We start from the raw sequence: 16,482 nt of genomic DNA, 5'->3' as shown, positions 1-16,482 counted from the left end.
AGAGCGGACCCTAAACAGGCCGGAAGAGGTGCCATCCCCCGAGCGATTTCAGCTCGGAATCGTGAGCGAGATCATCTCGGAATGGTGGGCGATTTCATTTCGGAATCGCGGGCGATTTAAAATCGGAATGGTGGGCGATTTCGCTCGGAATCAGCAGCTTCAGGCAATCTTCGGTGTCGCTCAGTTCCTTCTGCAGGGCGAGCAGCCGGTGATTGGCCCACTCGCTCTTCGTGGCTTGGCGTTCCATCAACGACTTCAGGAGGTCAGCAATACGGTCAGGCGCCAGCACACGCTCTTTGAGGTTGGTCAGGACGATCTCATCCAGGGGCGCCCCCGGAGAATATGGCAGCCCTTCTGCTGGCACCCAGCAAATCGCATCCCCGACCGCGAGAACTGGCATTGGGCCTTACCGATGAGCAAAAGTACTTCGTCTCCGAGGCTTCGCCCTATCGCCTGCTGAAAGACGCATGATTTTATCACCAGCCCGGCTTATGTGGTGATTGCGGCTGCCGGTTCCGGAGCAATTTTCGACAAACTACGAAGCGGCACCTCTCGTCCGTCCGGCATACCGGCGGCATCGATCACCGTCTTTCCTTTCCGAGACGCGCGACATCTGCGGCAGAACGAGACGCGGCCACAATGGCTGGTCTCGGCAGGGCTATCGCTTTCTCTTGTCGGTCAATTGCTCGACAATGGCAGGCTGCGACGTCTCGAACACGCGACTGGCAAGAACGTCGGACGCTACCACCGACTGGACATCGTCGACAGACAGGATGGCGTCCTCGTCCGCGACCAGGCGATTGGCCTGACGCAAGCGAATACGATCCAGCGCGTTGCGGATCGAGCGCGCGTTGGAGAATAAGGGCTGCGCCTTGCGCAACGCGATGTAACGTGTAAAGGCGTCGCGGGCGTCAGAGGTGAACTTATAGTTCATTTTGCTCAGCATGACTTCCGCGATCGCAAGCAATTCCTCATTGGTGTAGTCGGGGAAGTCGATGTGATGGGCGATGCGCGAGCGGAAACCGGGATTGCTGGAGAAGAATCTTTCCATACGGTCGGCGTAGCCTGCGAGAATTACCACCAGATCCTCGCGCTGCGACTCCATGACCTGAAGCAGGATCTCGATGGCTTCCTGGCCGTAGTCGCGCTCGTTGTCGGGCCGGTGGAGGTAATAGGCCTCGTCGATGAACAGCACGCCGCCCATCGCCTTTTTCAGGATCTCTTTTGTCTTCGGCGCGGTGTGACCGATATACTGTCCGACCAATTCGTCGCGCGTAACCGACACGACATGGCCACGGCGTACATAACCCAGCCGATGGAGAATATCGGCCATCCGTAAGGCAACGGTGGTTTTGCCGGTTCCCGGGTTCCCGGTGAATGACATGTGCAACGTCGGAGTCTCCGACGTCAGTTCCATTTTCTTGCGTATTCGCTCGACGAGGAGAAGCGACGCAATCTCCTGGATTCGTGTCTTGACGGGCTTGAGACCGATCAGCTCCTGATCGAGCTGCTTGAGTATCTCGCCGATTCCAACAGCCTCGAGTTCCTCGCGAAGGTTGACTTTTTCTTGCATCGAAGATGGTCCTGATAACCTCGGCCGGGAGCTTCTTTTTTACGACCGCTCGATAGAAAACCGGTCGGGAGAAAGGCTCCGTCGTCACGAGGCGACGGAGCAGTACATCCGGGCTGGACGACCGAAAGGATAAATCGTCCAGCCTTAGCCGGATGGAATCATGATGAATAACGCTGACCTTCGGGACGTTCGGCCACCGCATAGGAGGTCGTGGTGTACCGAACGTTGCGACCATCGGATTCCTGGCGCTCGAGCCGGAAGCCCGGCTCGTTCTTGGGTCTGTTGACGATGAACGAGATCCTCACCGACTCCCAGCCAGGACTGGAATCGAACCCGGAGATCCGGATGTAGCGGTCGCCATAGACCTTCCGGCACTCCTTCAGCTCCATCAGCACGCCTGCCGCGTCCTTCAGGTCGAACATCGGCAGATTCCACATGTCCCAATAGGTGTTGCGGGGATGCGGGTCGTCGGTGAACTCGATGTTCACCGCCCAGCCCTGGGTGAGGCAGTACTGAATCTGCTTGGTAATTTGCTCGTCGGTCAGATCGGCCAGGAACGAAAAACAACCTTGAGTGATACGCATATTAATGTCCTCCTTTACGCTACGGCCGGGGTCGTCACATAATCGGGCGCGTCGGTCGATTCGTAGTTGAAGGTAACGTTCTTCCACACCTCGAGCGCCTGCTTCAGCGGCGTGCAGCTCGCGGCGGCCTTGGCCAGAATTTCCGGCCCTTCGCTAACGTAATCGCGGCCCTCGTTGCGGGCGAGGATTATCGCCTCCAGCGCCACGCGATTAGCCGTCGCGCCGGCCTGGATGCCCATCGGGTGACCGATGGTGCCGCCGCCGAACTGCAACACCACATCCTCACCGAGGTGCTGGATGAGCTGGTGCATCTGGCCGGCATGGATGCCGCCGGAAGCGACCGGCATCATCTTGTTGAGGCTGGCCCAGTTCTGGTCGAAAAAGATGCCGTGCTCGAGTTGCATCGGATTGTGCTCTTCGCGGCAGATATCGTAGAAGCCGCGCGTGGTCAGCGGATCGCCTTCCAGCTTGCCGACCACGGTTCCGGCGTGGATATGATCGACACCGGCGAGCCGCATCCATTTGGCGATAACGCGGAACGACACACCGTGATTGCGCTGCCGCGTGTAGGTCGAATGACCGGCGCGGTGCAGATGCAGGATCATGTTGTTCCGGCGCGACCAGTTCGACATCGACTGGATCGCGGTGTAGCCGATCACCAGATCGATCATGACGACGCAGGAACCAAGCTCCTTGGCGAACTCGGCACGCTCGTACATGTCCTCCATCGTCCCTGCCGTGACGTTGAGGTAGCTGCCCTTGACCTCGCCGGTCGCTGCCTGGGCGCGATTGACCGCCTCCATGCAGTAGAGGAATCGCTCACGCCAGTGCATGAACGGCTGTGAGTTGATATTCTCGTCATCCTTGGTGAAGTCGAGACCGCCTTTCAACGCCTCGTAGACCACGCGGCCGTAATTGCGGCCGGACAGGCCGAGCTTCGGCTTGACGGTGGCGCCGAGCAGCGGCCGGCCGAACTTGTCGAGGCGCTCGCGCTCGACGACGATGCCGGTGGGCGGCCCTTTGAACGTCTTGACATAGGCTACCGGCAGTCTCATGTCCTCGAGCCGCAAGGCCTTGAGCGGCTTGAAGCCGAACACATTGCCGATGACTGACGCGGTGAGGTTTGAAATCGAACCGGGTTCGAACAGGTCGAGATCGTAGGCGATATAGGCGAAGTACTGGCCTTCCGCCCCCGGTACCGGGTCGACGCGATAGCACTTGGCGCGGTATTTTTCCGCCGCCGTGAGGCGGTCCGTCCATACCACGGTCCAGGTCGCCGTCGAGGATTCACCGGCCACCGCCGCCGAGGCCTCGATCGGATCGACGCCATCCTGAGGCGTAACCCGGAACAGGCAAATGACGTCGGTGTCCTTCGGCGTGTAGTCCGGCTCCCAATAGCCCATCTTCTTGTAGGACATGACGCCGGATTTGTAGCGGTCCTTGCCGCGGACGGTCATCGACTTCTCGTTTTGGGCGTTCATATATCTCTCCTTCTCCCTGTGAGCCGCGAAAGTTCCGGATCGAATTTCACTCCGCGGCAATGGCCGTATCACCGATGCGCGGATCAAGTTTGCCCGTACGATAGAGCTTGGCCATCTCAGCCAATGGATCCTCCCCTCCCGACATCGAACTGGACACCCATCTGATCGGCAACCATCGGGCTTCTGATAGCGGCGGTCGATCTGGCGAAGGCTTCCTCGAAAGGTCAATGGGATAGGCAATGAAAGCGTAAAAGCTAGTGTCGTCGCCCGCTATTCATGAGCGCTGAATATAAATGATGATAGAATAAACACCAATTGTTATTTCTTATGTAATGCATTAGACTCGCTTATGTATCAGCCATGTACCTGACCCTCAGACAGCTCCAGATCTTCGACGCGGTGGTGCGTCAGCGCAGCTTTACGCGCGCAGCCGACGCGCTACACCTGACCCAGCCAGCGGTCTCGATGCAGATGCGACATCTGGAAGAGCAGATCGGCGTGCCGCTGTTTGACTACGTCGGAAAAAAGATCCAGCCGACCGATGCCGGTCGCGAGTTGCATCGCCACGCCACGCTCATCGGCGCCAAGATGCGTGACCTCGAATCCGTCATAGAAGAGTTCCGTGGCATCCATCGCGGGGAACTCGACCTCACTGTGGCCAGCACGGCCAACTACTTCATGCCTAAACTGATTGCAGCCTTCTGCGCCTGCCACGCCAAGGTGCAGGTGCGGCTGCAGGTGTCCAACCAGACGCATATCCTAGAGACGCTCTCGGCGTCGAACCAGGATCTGGCCATCATGGGGCAACCGCCAGAGGACGCCGAGCTGGTCGCGCGCGGGTTCCTCGACAACCCGCTGGTGGTCATCGCCTCGCCCACGCATCCCCTGGCCGAACGCCGGCAGATTCCGCTGGTGCAACTAGGTCACCAGCGCTTCATTACCCGCGAGCCTGGCTCTGGCACGCGCAATGCGGCAGAGCGGCATTTTTCGCGTCACGGCGTGGAATTCCATTCGGTGATGGAGATGAGCAGCAACGAGGCCATCAAGCAGGCGGTCGAGGCCGGGCTGGGGTTGGGCGTCCTGTCGCTACACACCCTGGAGCTGGAGCTGGCGACACGCCGCCTGGTCACCCTCGACGTGGAGAACTTTCCGATCATGCGGCAATGGTTCGTCGTGCACCGCAAGGGCAAGCGGCTGTCGGCGGTGGCGCAGTCCTTCCTGGCGTTCCTTACCCAGCAGGCGCGCCCGCTGGCCTCGCCCAAGCATCCGCAGCCCGTCCCGCTCACGCCATGAACTTGGCCAGGCGGCCGACCTGGATGTCGCTGACGAAAATCACCCCTGAGTGGGCCTCGAAAAACGGCTGGAAACCCTCGAGCAGCGAATCGGCCAGGCTTTGCGGCACGGCGGCGATGATCATGATGAGGACGTCATCCTCGTTGAACATCAGGTGCCCTCCGTACAAGCCGTGGCTGCCCTTGCCCGACAGATTGCCAACGATGGTGTAGCCCTTGACTCCGGCGCGATCGAGCAAGTCGGTGACGAATTCCTTGTGCACGCCTTCGAGAATGAACTCCAGCTTTTTCAGCGGATGCAGTTTGATCGCGTTCATGCAACGTGTTCCTCCTCGGCAGGAGCGACCAGAGGCGGACGCTCCTCCCACTGGCCATTGTTGAAGACGAAAGGCTTGTAGCCCTGAGTGGGGTCGATGACTGACCGGCACCCGCGCCCGTCGCTGTACGCTCCTGCGCAAACAACGGGCGCATGCGACGACGCCCACAACTCCAGTACCGTTTCGACCAACACGCCTGTCGTCCATAATCGATGTCGAATCATGATGATTCATCGAGTCGGAACTCGGTAAAACGCGCAATACAAATTACAACTGTAATCTAGGGTCAGGACCCATTAATTTTCTTGCGGGTTGCCTGATTGGCTGATTCACTGGTGACGCGAGGGGTGCGTCACCATGGCTGAATTGTTTTTGCTGTCAGAGGCGCAGATGCGCCGGATCGAACCGTATTTTCCGTTATCGCACGGGATCGCGAGGGTCGATGACCGGCGGGTGATCAGCGGCATCATCTTCGTCATCAGAAATGGCCTGCGCTGGCGCGATGCGCCGGGCGAGTATGGCCCGCACAATACCATCTACAATCGGTTCGTGCGCTGGAGCCGGCTCGGCGTGTTCAACAAAATGGTCTGCCCCCTGAAAAGTGGTCCTCCCTGAAGTAGGCTTTTGAGCCATAGGAGGACGTTGGAATGCCCCAGAAGAAGCATAAGCCCGAAGAGATTGTCGCGAAGCTGCGCCAGGTGGACGTGCTGTTGTCACAAGGCCGATCGGTTGGAGAAGCAGTTCGCTCGATCGGCGTGACGCAGTTTACCTACTATCGTTGGCGCAAGGAATTTGGCGGCCTGAAGAGGGATCAGGTGAAGCGGTTGAAGGAACTGGAGAAGGAGAACGGACGGCTGCGCAAGGCGGTGTCGGATCTGACGCTTGAGAAGCTGGTTTTGAAAGAGGCTGCCTCGGGAAACTTCTGAGCCCCGCCCGTCGCCGTCGCTGCATCGATCATGTCATGGCGAAGCTTGGTGTATCGGAACGCTTTGCCTGCCGGGTTCTCGGACAGCATCGTTCGACACAGCGCAAGAAGCCAACAGGGCGCGCCGACGAAGCGGGGTTGACTACCGACATTATCAGGTACGCCACCCAGTATGGCCGCTACGGCTATCGCCGGATCACGGCGATGCTGAGGTTTGAGGGTTGGACAGTGAACGTCAAGCGCGTCGAGCGAATCTGGCGACGGGAGGGGCTGAAAGTCCCGCAGAAGCAGCCGAAGAAGAGCCGCCTCTGGCTGAACGACGGATCCTGTATCCGCCTGCGGCCGGAGCGCCCCAATCATGTCTGGTCCTACGATTTCGTGGAGGACCGAACCCACGAGGGACGGAAGTTTCGCATGCTCAACGTCATCGACGAGTTCAGCCGGGAATGCCTGTCGATCCGCATTGGCCGCAAGCTCAATTCGACGGATGTCATCGACGTCCTGTCGGACCTGTTCATCCTCAGGGGCGTGCCTGGATATGTTCGTTCGGACAACGGCCCCGAATTTATCGCCAAAGCGGTTCGCGAGTGGATCGTGGCGGTCGGGGCCAAGACTGCTTTCATCGAGCCAGGCAGTCCATGGGAGAATGGATATTGCGAGAGCTTCAACTCGAAGCTGCGCGACGAACTCCTCAACGGCGAGATCTTCTACAGCCTAGCCGAGGCAAAGGTCATCATCGAAGCGTGGCGTCGTCATTACAATCCTGTTTCATAACACACATCTGTCTATGTGATTGGAGAGAAGAGGCTTTGCTGATCTGGATGCGATCCCGTGGGGTGATTTGGGTTTTGCCTCGCGCGACGAACGAGGCGCTGAGCCGCCGGTTCGCTGAGCGTTGATCGGCTGAAGATCCAAGGACCATCCGGCAGAGGATGACCCGCCTCGATCTCGCCCGCTGCGGCGGCGAGCCTAAGCGTCTTCGGTGCAATGCCGAGCAAACCCGCCGCCTTGTTCAGATTAAGCCATGGCTCGTTCCCATCCGGCGCCGGCCGAAAGACCGGGATCTTATGATGCGACCTGAGCGCGGTGACCCGCTCCCGTATCCAGCGATTGCCGTGGCCGGTCACCAGGCCGTTCCGGTTGAGAATGCCGGCGATCAGATCATCATTGGCGATGAGAACCAGTTGGCGGACGGCGGCCAGCATGTCGGCGGAGATGCTATTGCGCTGTCCGCGGCGGCGCCTCGGCAGGCGCAGTTCGGTATGAACGCCGCCCATCCAATGGGTCAGGAGAACGATCTCTGACGCTTCGTCATCGATATCGGCGACCACCTCGTGGATGACGGTGCGCACGATTCGCTTCTTGAGCCTCGCGTCGGTCGACGGCGCCGACCAGACCGCCTTGAGATCAGCGGCCAGCGCGGCGAGGTGGACTGGCGCCCGTGATGGTGCCGATGTCGCGGCATCATGCGCGGCAATCCTGATCTCGATCTCGCCGACACGTGTGAGCGCGCCGTTCCATCGCAACTCCAGTTCCGCCGCGATCAGGCGGTTCTGCGGATCGACGGCATCGTACTGCCGGAATGCCCGATCGGCGCTGTAGCGCGCCGCCTCGAGGTCGCGCACCAGCGCCTCACGAACCTGATCGCGGCGGTTGGCCGCTTGTGCTTCGGCCTCGACGGCCGTAGCTATCGCTCCCGGTTCGACAACCCGCAGAAGAGCTTCCTCGATGGCGTCGTCGACACGCAATCCTCCGAATGCGATGCAGCGTGGCTCGCCATTGTCGAGCGAACCCCGCCAACAGGAATAGCGCGGAATGTTATGCTTGGCGCCGGTGTAGCGAATCGTCAGCTTGCGTCCACAACGCCGGCAGCGGACAAGGCCGGCGAGCAAAGCGTCGCCGTGCTTCGGCGCTCCGTGATGTCGGCCTGTGGGCATGTTGTCGCGCACCATCTTGCGGATCGCCTCCGACCGCTCCCAGCTGACGTAACCCACATGGACGCCTGGGATCAGCGCCAGCCATTCGGCTCGCGCCTTACGACGGCGGCTGGGTCGGATCACGCCTGCTGCGTCATATCCTGTCGCGACACGACTCTTACCATAGGCGTAGGCGCCGCCGTAGATCGGGTTCTCGATCATCCGGTGGATGGTCGCATAATTGGGCCTGCGCCAGACCACGTCACCGTTGTTGCGCTTGGCGGGCAAGTCCAGCCCATGCTCGATGAACCAGAGCAGGGCTTGCCGGACACTGCCGAGCTCGGCGACCTTGTCGAAGACCAGAATGACGGCTTCCTGGACACGGCGATCGGGATCCTTCTCGAGCCTGTCGCCGACCTTCACAAAGCCGACCGGGGCCGCGACGATGAGTTCGCCGCGCCGGGCCTTCTCATAGCGGGCCGACAGGGAACGCTGGCGCAGAAGATCGAGCTCATACTCGTTGAGGCTGCCCTTCAATCCCAGCAACAGCCGGTCGTTGCCCTGACGCGGCGCATAGACCATCTCCTGATCGATCAGCACGGTATCGACGACGCGGCACATCTCGATCAGCTGCTGCCAGTCGCGGCTGTTGCGGGCGAAACGCGAGACTTCCCGCGCCGCGACCGCACCGACCTTGCCCAGGCAGACCTCGGCCACCATTCGATCAAAGCCGGCGCGCGCGACGCCGCCCGCCGCCGAGCGCCCGAGATCGTCATCGACCGTTTCGATGCGAGACCAGCCCAGCGCCGTCAGACGATCGCGCATCGCATATTGCAAGGCGCTGCTCTCGCGATTGTGGAGAACCTGATGGGCGGAGGACTGCCGGACATACAGGATCGCCTTGCGCTCCAGATGGTGCGGCCTGATCTTCTCAGACATCATGACGCATCTCCTCCCGTTCCCGAACGAGGTCGCCGTCGGCGTGGCCGAAGATCAGGCGGACCAGCAGCTTCGTCAGCGTATGGCGCGTCTCGGCGGGCAACGCCTGCCATTGCGGCGTCTGCGCCGCGGCGTAGGGCGGGTCGCAGAACAGATCGAACTGACGTGCATTGCTGTGAGGATGGCGATGAGCGGTAGGCGGGCGTGGCATGGACATCTCCCCGATTCGTGTCGTGAGAGCCCAATGCTGCGCTTGAATCCCGCAATTGCGATGGTGCGCCCGAAACGGACGTCACATCCTGCAGCAGCGTTGCCAAGGCGGTCAGCACCGCAATGTCAACATAGGGTGCGGCGCCGACACACCAGGCCGCCCGATCGAACATCCACGCCGGAATCTCCAGCCATCGCGCGGATGCCCGACCAATGAGGCTGCACCGGAAAACTTCTCCGCCAGCCTTCTCGATGACCTCATGAATATGGACCAGGCATCCGGCCCATGGATGCCACGGATAAAGAAGCTCGCGCTCCTCGGTCCCGTGGGCGTTCTGTCGTCGTGTTGTACAATACCGAGCGCCCGCACTCATCGTTGGGCTACAAACCACCGGCGCCAGAGGTCGTGCAATGGCCGGCTCCGCTACGCGGACCAGCTTCGCCGGCCGCACCAGCCATGGCGCCAAAACCAATCATGCACTAATATTCAACCCGGACCACCCGATGGGGGCAGGCCACTACCAATCCGGAGAAGTCGATTATGACGGCCATATATCCCGACGTGGCGACCGCCATTTGCGCGGGCTTCTCTACGAAGCGGCGGCGGTCATTCTGACGCGCAGCTCAACCGACAGCACTCTGCGCACGTGGGGTCTGCAGCTCCGGCAGAGGATCGGCTTCAAAAGAGCTGCCGTGGCTGTGGCGCGCAAACTGGCGGTGATAATGCATACGATGCTTAAGACCGGCGAGTTGTTTAATCCGAATGCCGGAGCCGCCGCATAAGTCCGGATAGCGTTCAGAACCCGAACGCCTAAGGTGTCCCTGCCGGGACGTGAGCCGAGCCATTCCGCTGATGGGGTTGCACTGCTGACTCAGCAAAGTGCGTCGTCCACATTGAAGGCTCGTTCCGCGAAGCTCCATCATGCGGCGGCTAATGTCGACCGCGAAGACAACCATGCACCCGGCAGCGTCTCCTCGGCGAAATTATATGCTTGACGCCCCAGCAGCGATTAGACAACCCCATCAGGACTGCCGTTAATTCTATCATTGGCCTCGTGGGCAAAGTTATTGCAGGCATACCGTTGATGATGTCATATATATTTAAATGGATGCTTGATACTGCATTTCACATGGTTTAAATGTATGTGTGGTGAATCGCATTGGAGCTGGCCAATTCATGATTTCCGCTAATCAACTCAGGGCCGCCCGTGCGCTGCTGAATATAGATCAACGGCACATGGCTGAACTAGCGGACCTTTCAGTTCCAACCATTCAACGCATGGAAGCAAGTGACGGCGTCATTCGTGGCAATGTCGATTCCCTGATGAAGCTGGTTTCAGCTCTGGACAACGCGGGCATCGAGTTGATCAGTCCGGATGGTCAAAGCCTGGCTGGCGGTCGGGGCGTCCGGCTCAAGGAACAAGTCACGCAGCCAAAGATAAAACGACCTAATACCAAATCTCGGAGAGCGTGACTCTGTGGGGCTTTTCAAATCAGCGGCGGGCTGATTCAACATGGCGAACGAGGGAGGTTCGCCATGTCGCCCCTGCCGCTCCGAGCTGATTTCAACGCACAGACGACACGGTCCGCTGCCAGACGGGTCGAAAGACGGGCCGCAGGCGCGGCGACTTCTGGCTCTGGCCGCGATCTACGACGGTGCGACGCGGACGGAAGCAGTCTGTGTTTCGGCGTAAGCGGTGTTCTGAGGTCACCTTCCTGGTGATGTCCTGATCTGCGAGTCTGATGGTTCAGATAACCGTTAGGCTTAGAATGGACACAGTGGATGATGCTATCACTAAGCCGGTTCATCGGCTTGAGGTGTTCACCGGGGCAGGCCGCCGGCGAACGTGGAGCGACGAGGACAAGGCACGGATCGTCGCTGAGATCGTAGGGAGCGGCGAGTCTGTTTCTGCCGTAGCTCGACGGCACGGGCTTTCGCCGCAGCAATTATTTGGCTGGCGGCGGGAATTGCAAGGATCCCAGACGGCGCATTCGCATGCTGAAGAGTTGCAGTTCGTTCCGGCAGTCCTGGACGTGGCACCGTCTTCGTCCGTCCGCCATCGACGCAAAATGTCACGGCGCCAGGTTGAACCCGGTGAGGGAATGATCGAGGTCGCGATCGACGGCATGACGGTTCGGGTTGGCCGCGGTGCGGACGCAAAGACCGTGACAGCGGTGCTGCGAGCATTGAAAGATGGCACGTGATCGGCCCGACCGGCGCGGTCCGCGTGATGGTGGCGACCAAACCTGTCGACTTCCGCAAGGGTGCCGAGGGATTGGCGGCACTGGTGCGCGAGACAATGGCGGCGGATCCCTTCTCCGGAGCGGTCTACGTGTTCAGGGCTAAACGCGCCGACCGGATCAAGCTGGTGTTCTGGGATGGCACTGGTCTTTGTCTGTTCGCCAAGCGGCTGGAGGATGGCGTCTTCCGGTGGCCGAAGATTGAGAACGGCGTGATGAAGTTATCGGCTGCGCAATTGTCGGCGCTGCTGGAAGGGCTGGACTGGCGTCGCGTCCATGAGGCGCGGGAAATAGTGACGCCGACACAGCCGAGTTGATCTTTATCTCTGAGCTAAGTGAGTTAGTCGCATCGAAGCCGTCGCAAATTGCCCGCGAATATGGTCTGATTCGATCATGCCAAGCGATGCATTGCCCGACGATCTTGAGACGCTGAAAGCGATGCTGCTCGCCGAGCAGTGCGAGAGTGAGCGGCTGCGCCAGATCATCAAGGAAATGCAGCGGCACCGTTTTGGCCGCAGGGCCGAGACGCTGCCCGAAGATCAAATGCTGCTCGGTCTCGAAGACGTCGAGCAAATGGCGGCGAGCGATGCGGCGATAGCAGATCCGTCGGCTCCGGCTGAGCGAGCCGCGCGGGCCGAGAAGCGACGCACCAACCGCGGCTCGTTGCCGGCGCATTTGCCACGGGTCGAGATCGTCGTCGATATCGACAGCAGGACCTGTCCCAGCTGCCAGGGCGAGCTGCACCGGATCGGGGAGGACAAGAGCGAGCGACTGGACATCGTGCCGGCGCAGTTCCGGGTGCTCATCACCCGCCGTCCGAAATACGCCTGCCGGCGTTGCCAAGATGGTGTCGTGCAGGCCCTGGCGCCCGCGCGACTGATCGAAGGCGGCATGCCGACGGAAGCCACCATCGCCCAGGTCCTGGTGTCGAAATATGCCGACCACCTGCCGCTGTATCGCCAGGCTCAGATCTACGCCCGGCAAGCCATGGAGCTGGATCGATCGACGCTGGCCGACTGGGTCGGTCACGCTGCCTGGCATCTGCGTCCGCTGCAGGAGCGGCTGTTGCTAAGACTGAAGGAGCGACCCCGGTTGTTTGCGGACGAGACGACGGCGCCGGTGCTCGATCCCGGACGGGGATGCACCAAGACCGGCCAGCTTTGAGCCTATGCCGCTGACGACCGGCCTTGGGGCGGCTGTGATCCACCGGGCGCCGTTTACGTCTACGCACCCGATCGCAAATCTGAACGGCCAATTGCCCATCTGGAGGGCTTCAAGGGCATTCTGCAGGTCGATGGTTATGCCGGCTATCGCAAGCTCGCCGACCGAGGCGATGTCCGCCTGGCATTCTGCTGGTCTCACGTTCGGCGTGGCTTCTATGAGCTCGCCGTATCTGGTCCGGCACCGATCGCCAGCGAAGCGCTCGAACGTATTGCCGGGCTCTACGCCGTCGAGAAATACATCCGCGGTCGAAGTCCCGAGGAACGCCGAGCAGTTCGCTCGCTAAAAAGCCGTCCCCTGATCGCTGCGCTCGAGCCGTGGTTGCGCGCAAAGCTCGGACTGATCAGCCAGAAAAGTAAGCTTGCCACGGCCATCCGTTACGCCCTGTCGCGCTGGGAGGGCCTGACGCGCTTCATCGATGACGGCCGCATCGAACTCGACAACAACACCGTCGAGCGCTCCATCCGCCCGATCGCGCTTAGCCGGAAGAACGCATTGTTCGCGGGTTCTGACGGAGGCGCCGAGCATTGGGCCACCGTCGCGTCCCTGATCGAGACCTGCAAATTGAACGACATCGACCCGCTCGCGTATCTGACCGACGTCCTCACGCGCATCGTCAATGGTCACCCCAACCGCGATATCGATCAGTTGCTGCCGTGGGCCTACAGAAAGCAAGAACTCAAAGCTGTGGCATAGGAACAGCGCTTACGTTTCGGCGTGGGGTCTCGACCATGATCGGCAAGGGGGTCCCATCATTCCAACTCAATGAAATCAATGGGCTGAAGGGGTCCCCATGATGCCGATGGGGGTCATTTTTCGATCAGCATTCACACTCAGATGCCTCGATGCAGGGCTATGGCGGATGACATGTCGTTTGCAGCGAGTATCATTATCCATGACGGACAAATTGCGGAAGACATATCGTGTTGTCCGCCGAAGGCCCCGGCGCCGGTCGGCGGCGACAAGTGTTTTTGCATCGCGGCGTGCGCGTCCAAGTGCTTTGCCGGAACGTCTTCTATCCGCTGACAAACACTAACTTCGGAGCTTGCGCGCAGCTCACGAATCCCAGGCGGAAGCCGCCCCCGCTGAGCGGTTCTGTTTGCATCCGAGAGGATTCCTCAGTCAAGCGCCGGCAAGCGCAATTGCGCTCGCCGGAATAGTTGCGATGGCTGCTACGTTGGTTGGGGATATTCTTGGGATTTGAAAGAAAGATGACGGGTGCCTTCCGGCGCGCCAGAGATCTTTCGGATATTACCCCAAGTCTGCTTGTAATTTGGAATGATGAACTCGTTCACGCCAGCTGACACGACGTTCCCCTGCACTCCCATCGGGTAACCAAAAAGCATGAAGGCTTGTTTCCGTTTTGCCGACGGCGTCGGATAGACCATCGCCTGAGTCGATCCATTGTCGTTGAACACCTCTACCAGATCGCCTTCGACAAGCCTGAGGTCCGCCATGTCCTGCGGATTCATTTCGATGAAAGGATAGGGCCATCGGTCGATGACAAGTTCGTTATCTACATCAAGATAAGCGCTCTGCCAGACTTGATTGGTGCGTCCGCTGTTGATCAGAAAGGCGAACTTATCCTTCTCAGCCTGCTTTCCCGGAGCCCGCAGGCCGCGCCATTGCGCTTTCATGAATTGCGCCTTGCCGTCCGGCCGATTGAACTTTCCATCGGCATACAATCGCTTGGTGCCGATGATCCGTTCTGTTCCCGCGGAAGTCGGCAGAGCGCCGGCTGCGGTCGGGACAGGCTTCTGAACCGGCTCCTTGCCCCGCGTTGCAGGTCCTTGCAGCTGTCCCTTTCCGCCGGCTAACGTGCCGGCGGCGACAGCACCGGCTGGCTCGAGACCAATGGCCGGCTCCTGAAAGCCGTTCGTACCCATGGCGCGTAGGCGCGCATAGGTCACGAATTCTCCGCCTTTCGCGTGCTGGTGATAGCCGTCCATGAAGGCGTCTTCTTCGGTTTTCCAGTCGAAGCCCTTGAACTTATCAGCCACATCTTTCTTGCCCACCTCGCGGAAGACTCGCTCAAGGTGATTGGCAATACGCGCCGCAATCAGACAATCGGGTACGGCTTGTCCCGGAGGATCCATATAGCGCTCCGTCAAGCGCATGCGACGTTCGCCATTCATCGAGGTCAGGTTCATTTCGCCTGACGTCGCCGCTGGCAGGATGACATGAGCTGCCTCGCTGATCTTTGTCGGGACGATATCGACGTCGACGGAGAAGAGGCCACCCTTGCGAATGGCGCCCATTATGGCGGCTACCATCGCGGCCCGATCACCATAGGGGACGGTATTCATGGCGTCCTTCACGAGGTCCGTCCGTTTCTTGTAGACGCGCTTAAACTCCATCGCGTTCAGCGTGGTCTTATAGTGGTCGCACCCCCAAATGTGGTGGACCCCGCCTTTGCCGTCGATCAGCAACTTGTCGACATAGGCGGCGGGCCGTCCGACATGGGCGTCCGACGGTCGCGAATAACCCTCCTGGTGACCGCCCATCCGGACACAACCGCCGCCCGGACGCCCAATGTTGCCTGTGGCGAGCGCAAGATTAACAAGCGACGCGTTCGTTCGATAATTGTCGTTGCCCCAGATCAGCCCCTTCTCGTAGGCAAACATGGTGCGGCGACGCGCACCGCCGGCCTTGGGCTCGGCAATCCATGACGCCGCCTTGATGATGTCCTGTGGCTTCAACCCGGTGATGCGCGCAGCCTCCTCGATGCTGACCTTGTTGGCTGCTCGTGCCTTGTCGAAGTTGATCGTAGAGGCGTTGATGAAGTCTTTGTCGGTCCACCCTTTATTGGCAATGTAGGTCAGCAAAGCATTGAACAGGATGAGGTCGGTCCCGGAATTGATCGCGAGGTGGAGCACGTTTTCCTTGCCAGCCTCAACTTCGCAGGCGTTGATCGTTACTGTTCTGCGCGGATCAACGAATATAACCCGACCTTGGCCGACTGGCTCGCCCCCGAACTCGGCCTTCTTCTTGTCCACAGAGGTCCCGCGGAGGTTCGGAATCCAGTGGTTGAGGAAATAGTTGGTCTGGGTTTCCAAGGCGTTGGTGCCAACCGCCAGGATCGTGTCAGCCAGTTCGACGTCCTCATAGCAGTTGTTGAGTTCGCCGATTCCCATGTCGCGCGTAGCGTGAACTTCGGAATTATAGGCCGGCCGGTTGTGAATGCGGATATTCTTGATCTTCATTGCGCCGAAATAGAGCTTTCCGGTGCCCCACGTGTTCTCGTAACCGCCCCCGGCGCCTCCATGATCATAGGCAGAAACAAAGACTCCGTCCTCGCCCTGTTCATTGATGATCGCAGCAGTGACGCGGGCGACGAGGTCGAGCGCATCGTCCCAGCTTGTCGGCTGAAGCTGGCCATAACGCCAAACGAGAGGATCGGTCAGCCGCTGCAGTTGCGTGTTGCGCTGCTGTGAATAGCTCATTTCGGCAATGCGGGCGCCGCGGATCGAGTCCAGTCCGGAATTAACCACGCAATCCTTGTCGGGCTTGATTACGAGATGAACGTCGCGCCCATTCTGCTTCACGATGTTGTACATCGACGGCGCATACCAGGCTGGCGTCTCCGCCTCCTGCTGGGTATTGAGATCAACCCCGAACCGATTCTCCGATGGCGCCCGGCCGCCCTCGTAGCGGGCATCCCAAGTGTAGGCTTTATAGCCGCAGCCGACGATACAGTAATGGCAGACGACGTTATGTTCCTTTGCGTTGACCGGAACGATCGGAAGCTGACTGATCTGACGCTTGTATGCCATGTTAACCTCC

At 59.9% G+C, this 16,482-nt stretch carries 12 protein-coding genes and 5 pseudogenes; 9 read left to right on the top strand and 8 right to left on the bottom strand.

The genetic code is table 11. The annotated features are described in order from the left end of the window. Positions 1–94 precede the first annotated feature (94 nt). The 4 genes from V4R08_RS16220 to V4R08_RS16205 form a co-directional block, all read right to left on the bottom strand. Positions 95–400 carry a hypothetical protein gene (locus V4R08_RS16220; protein WP_335580560.1) on the bottom strand — a complete coding sequence of 102 codons (306 nt, stop codon included), beginning with the start codon at positions 398–400 and terminating at the stop codon, positions 95–97. A 258-nt stretch (positions 401–658) separates the two neighbouring features. Then, positions 659–1,573: a CbbX protein gene (gene cbbX, locus V4R08_RS16215; protein ID WP_335580411.1), complete on the bottom strand. Its 915-nt coding sequence runs from the start codon at positions 1,571–1,573 to the stop codon at positions 659–661. Between the two features lie 158 nt (positions 1,574–1,731). Further along, complete coding sequence (locus V4R08_RS16210; protein WP_335580410.1) at positions 1,732–2,157, bottom strand: ribulose bisphosphate carboxylase small subunit; 426 nt, start codon at positions 2,155–2,157, stop codon at positions 1,732–1,734. Positions 2,158–2,171: 14 nt separating this feature from the next. Then, complete coding sequence (locus V4R08_RS16205) at positions 2,172–3,638, bottom strand: form I ribulose bisphosphate carboxylase large subunit (RefSeq protein WP_335580409.1); 1,467 nt, start codon at positions 3,636–3,638, stop codon at positions 2,172–2,174. Positions 3,639–3,998: 360 nt separating this feature from the next. Here V4R08_RS16205 and V4R08_RS16200 point away from each other — a divergent pair, with 360 nt between their 5' ends. Further along, positions 3,999–4,931 (top strand): LysR family transcriptional regulator, encoded by a 933-nt coding sequence (locus V4R08_RS16200; RefSeq protein ID WP_335580408.1) that lies wholly within the window; start codon positions 3,999–4,001, stop codon positions 4,929–4,931. On the opposite strand, the gene V4R08_RS16195 is transcribed toward V4R08_RS16200, so the two are convergent. After that, on the bottom strand, positions 4,921–5,247 hold the full coding sequence (locus V4R08_RS16195; RefSeq protein WP_335580407.1) for a P-II family nitrogen regulator: 327 nt from the start codon (positions 5,245–5,247) through the stop codon (positions 4,921–4,923). The two genes, V4R08_RS16200 and V4R08_RS16195, sit on opposite strands and share 11 nt — an antisense overlap. Positions 5,248–5,604: 357 nt before the next feature. Between V4R08_RS16195 and V4R08_RS16190 the strand changes: the two are divergent. Then, a pseudogene (locus tag V4R08_RS16190) lies at positions 5,605–5,844 on the top strand (transposase); the annotation flags it as partial. Between the two features lie 50 nt (positions 5,845–5,894). Beyond that, positions 5,895–6,940, top strand: a pseudogene (locus tag V4R08_RS16185) (IS3 family transposase); the annotation flags it as partial. A 17-nt stretch (positions 6,941–6,957) separates the two neighbouring features. On the opposite strand, the gene V4R08_RS16180 reads toward V4R08_RS16185, so the two are convergent. Both V4R08_RS16180 and V4R08_RS16175 read right to left on the bottom strand, forming a co-directional pair. Next, on the bottom strand, positions 6,958–9,030 hold the full coding sequence (locus tag V4R08_RS16180) for a recombinase family protein (protein WP_335580054.1): 2,073 nt from the start codon (positions 9,028–9,030) through the stop codon (positions 6,958–6,960). Then, positions 9,020–9,238: a hypothetical protein gene (locus V4R08_RS16175; protein ID WP_335580047.1), complete on the bottom strand. Its 219-nt coding sequence runs from the start codon at positions 9,236–9,238 to the stop codon at positions 9,020–9,022. The genes V4R08_RS16180 and V4R08_RS16175 overlap by 11 nt, the downstream gene beginning before the upstream one ends. A 348-nt stretch (positions 9,239–9,586) precedes the next feature. Here V4R08_RS16175 and V4R08_RS16170 point away from each other — a divergent pair. The 6 genes and pseudogenes from V4R08_RS16170 to tnpC form a co-directional block, all read left to right on the top strand. Further along, positions 9,587–9,721: pseudogene (locus tag V4R08_RS16170) on the top strand (IS3 family transposase); the annotation flags it as partial. A 35-nt stretch (positions 9,722–9,756) separates the two neighbouring features. Continuing rightward, positions 9,757–10,020, top strand: a pseudogene (locus V4R08_RS16165) (transposase); the annotation flags it as partial. A 394-nt stretch (positions 10,021–10,414) separates the two neighbouring features. Then, entirely contained in the window at positions 10,415–10,711 is a 297-nt protein-coding gene (locus V4R08_RS16160; protein WP_335580406.1) for a helix-turn-helix transcriptional regulator, read from the top strand. Between the two features lie 296 nt (positions 10,712–11,007). Beyond that, entirely contained in the window at positions 11,008–11,442 is a 435-nt protein-coding gene (gene tnpA, locus V4R08_RS16155; RefSeq protein WP_335580405.1) for an IS66-like element accessory protein TnpA, read from the top strand. Beyond that, the gene (tnpB, locus tag V4R08_RS16150; RefSeq protein ID WP_335580404.1) at positions 11,439–11,795 is read left to right on the top strand and encodes an IS66 family insertion sequence element accessory protein TnpB; all 357 of its coding nucleotides are present in this window, start codon (positions 11,439–11,441) and stop codon (positions 11,793–11,795) included. Before tnpA ends, tnpB begins: the two co-directional genes overlap by 4 nt. Positions 11,796–11,871: 76 nt before the next feature. Continuing rightward, positions 11,872–13,395 (top strand): annotated as a pseudogene (gene tnpC, locus V4R08_RS16145) (IS66 family transposase). A 476-nt stretch (positions 13,396–13,871) separates the two neighbouring features. Here tnpC and V4R08_RS16140 read toward each other — a convergent pair. Then, positions 13,872–16,472, bottom strand: a complete 2,601-nt coding sequence (locus V4R08_RS16140; RefSeq protein ID WP_335580403.1) for an arsenate reductase (azurin) large subunit — start codon at positions 16,470–16,472, stop codon at positions 13,872–13,874. Positions 16,473–16,482 lie beyond the last annotated feature (10 nt).

It is taken from the genome of Nitrobacter sp. NHB1 (assembly GCF_036964665.1).
Taxonomy (GTDB): Bacteria; Pseudomonadota; Alphaproteobacteria; order Rhizobiales; family Xanthobacteraceae; genus Nitrobacter.
This window is presented reverse-complemented; position numbering and strand designations above follow the sequence as displayed.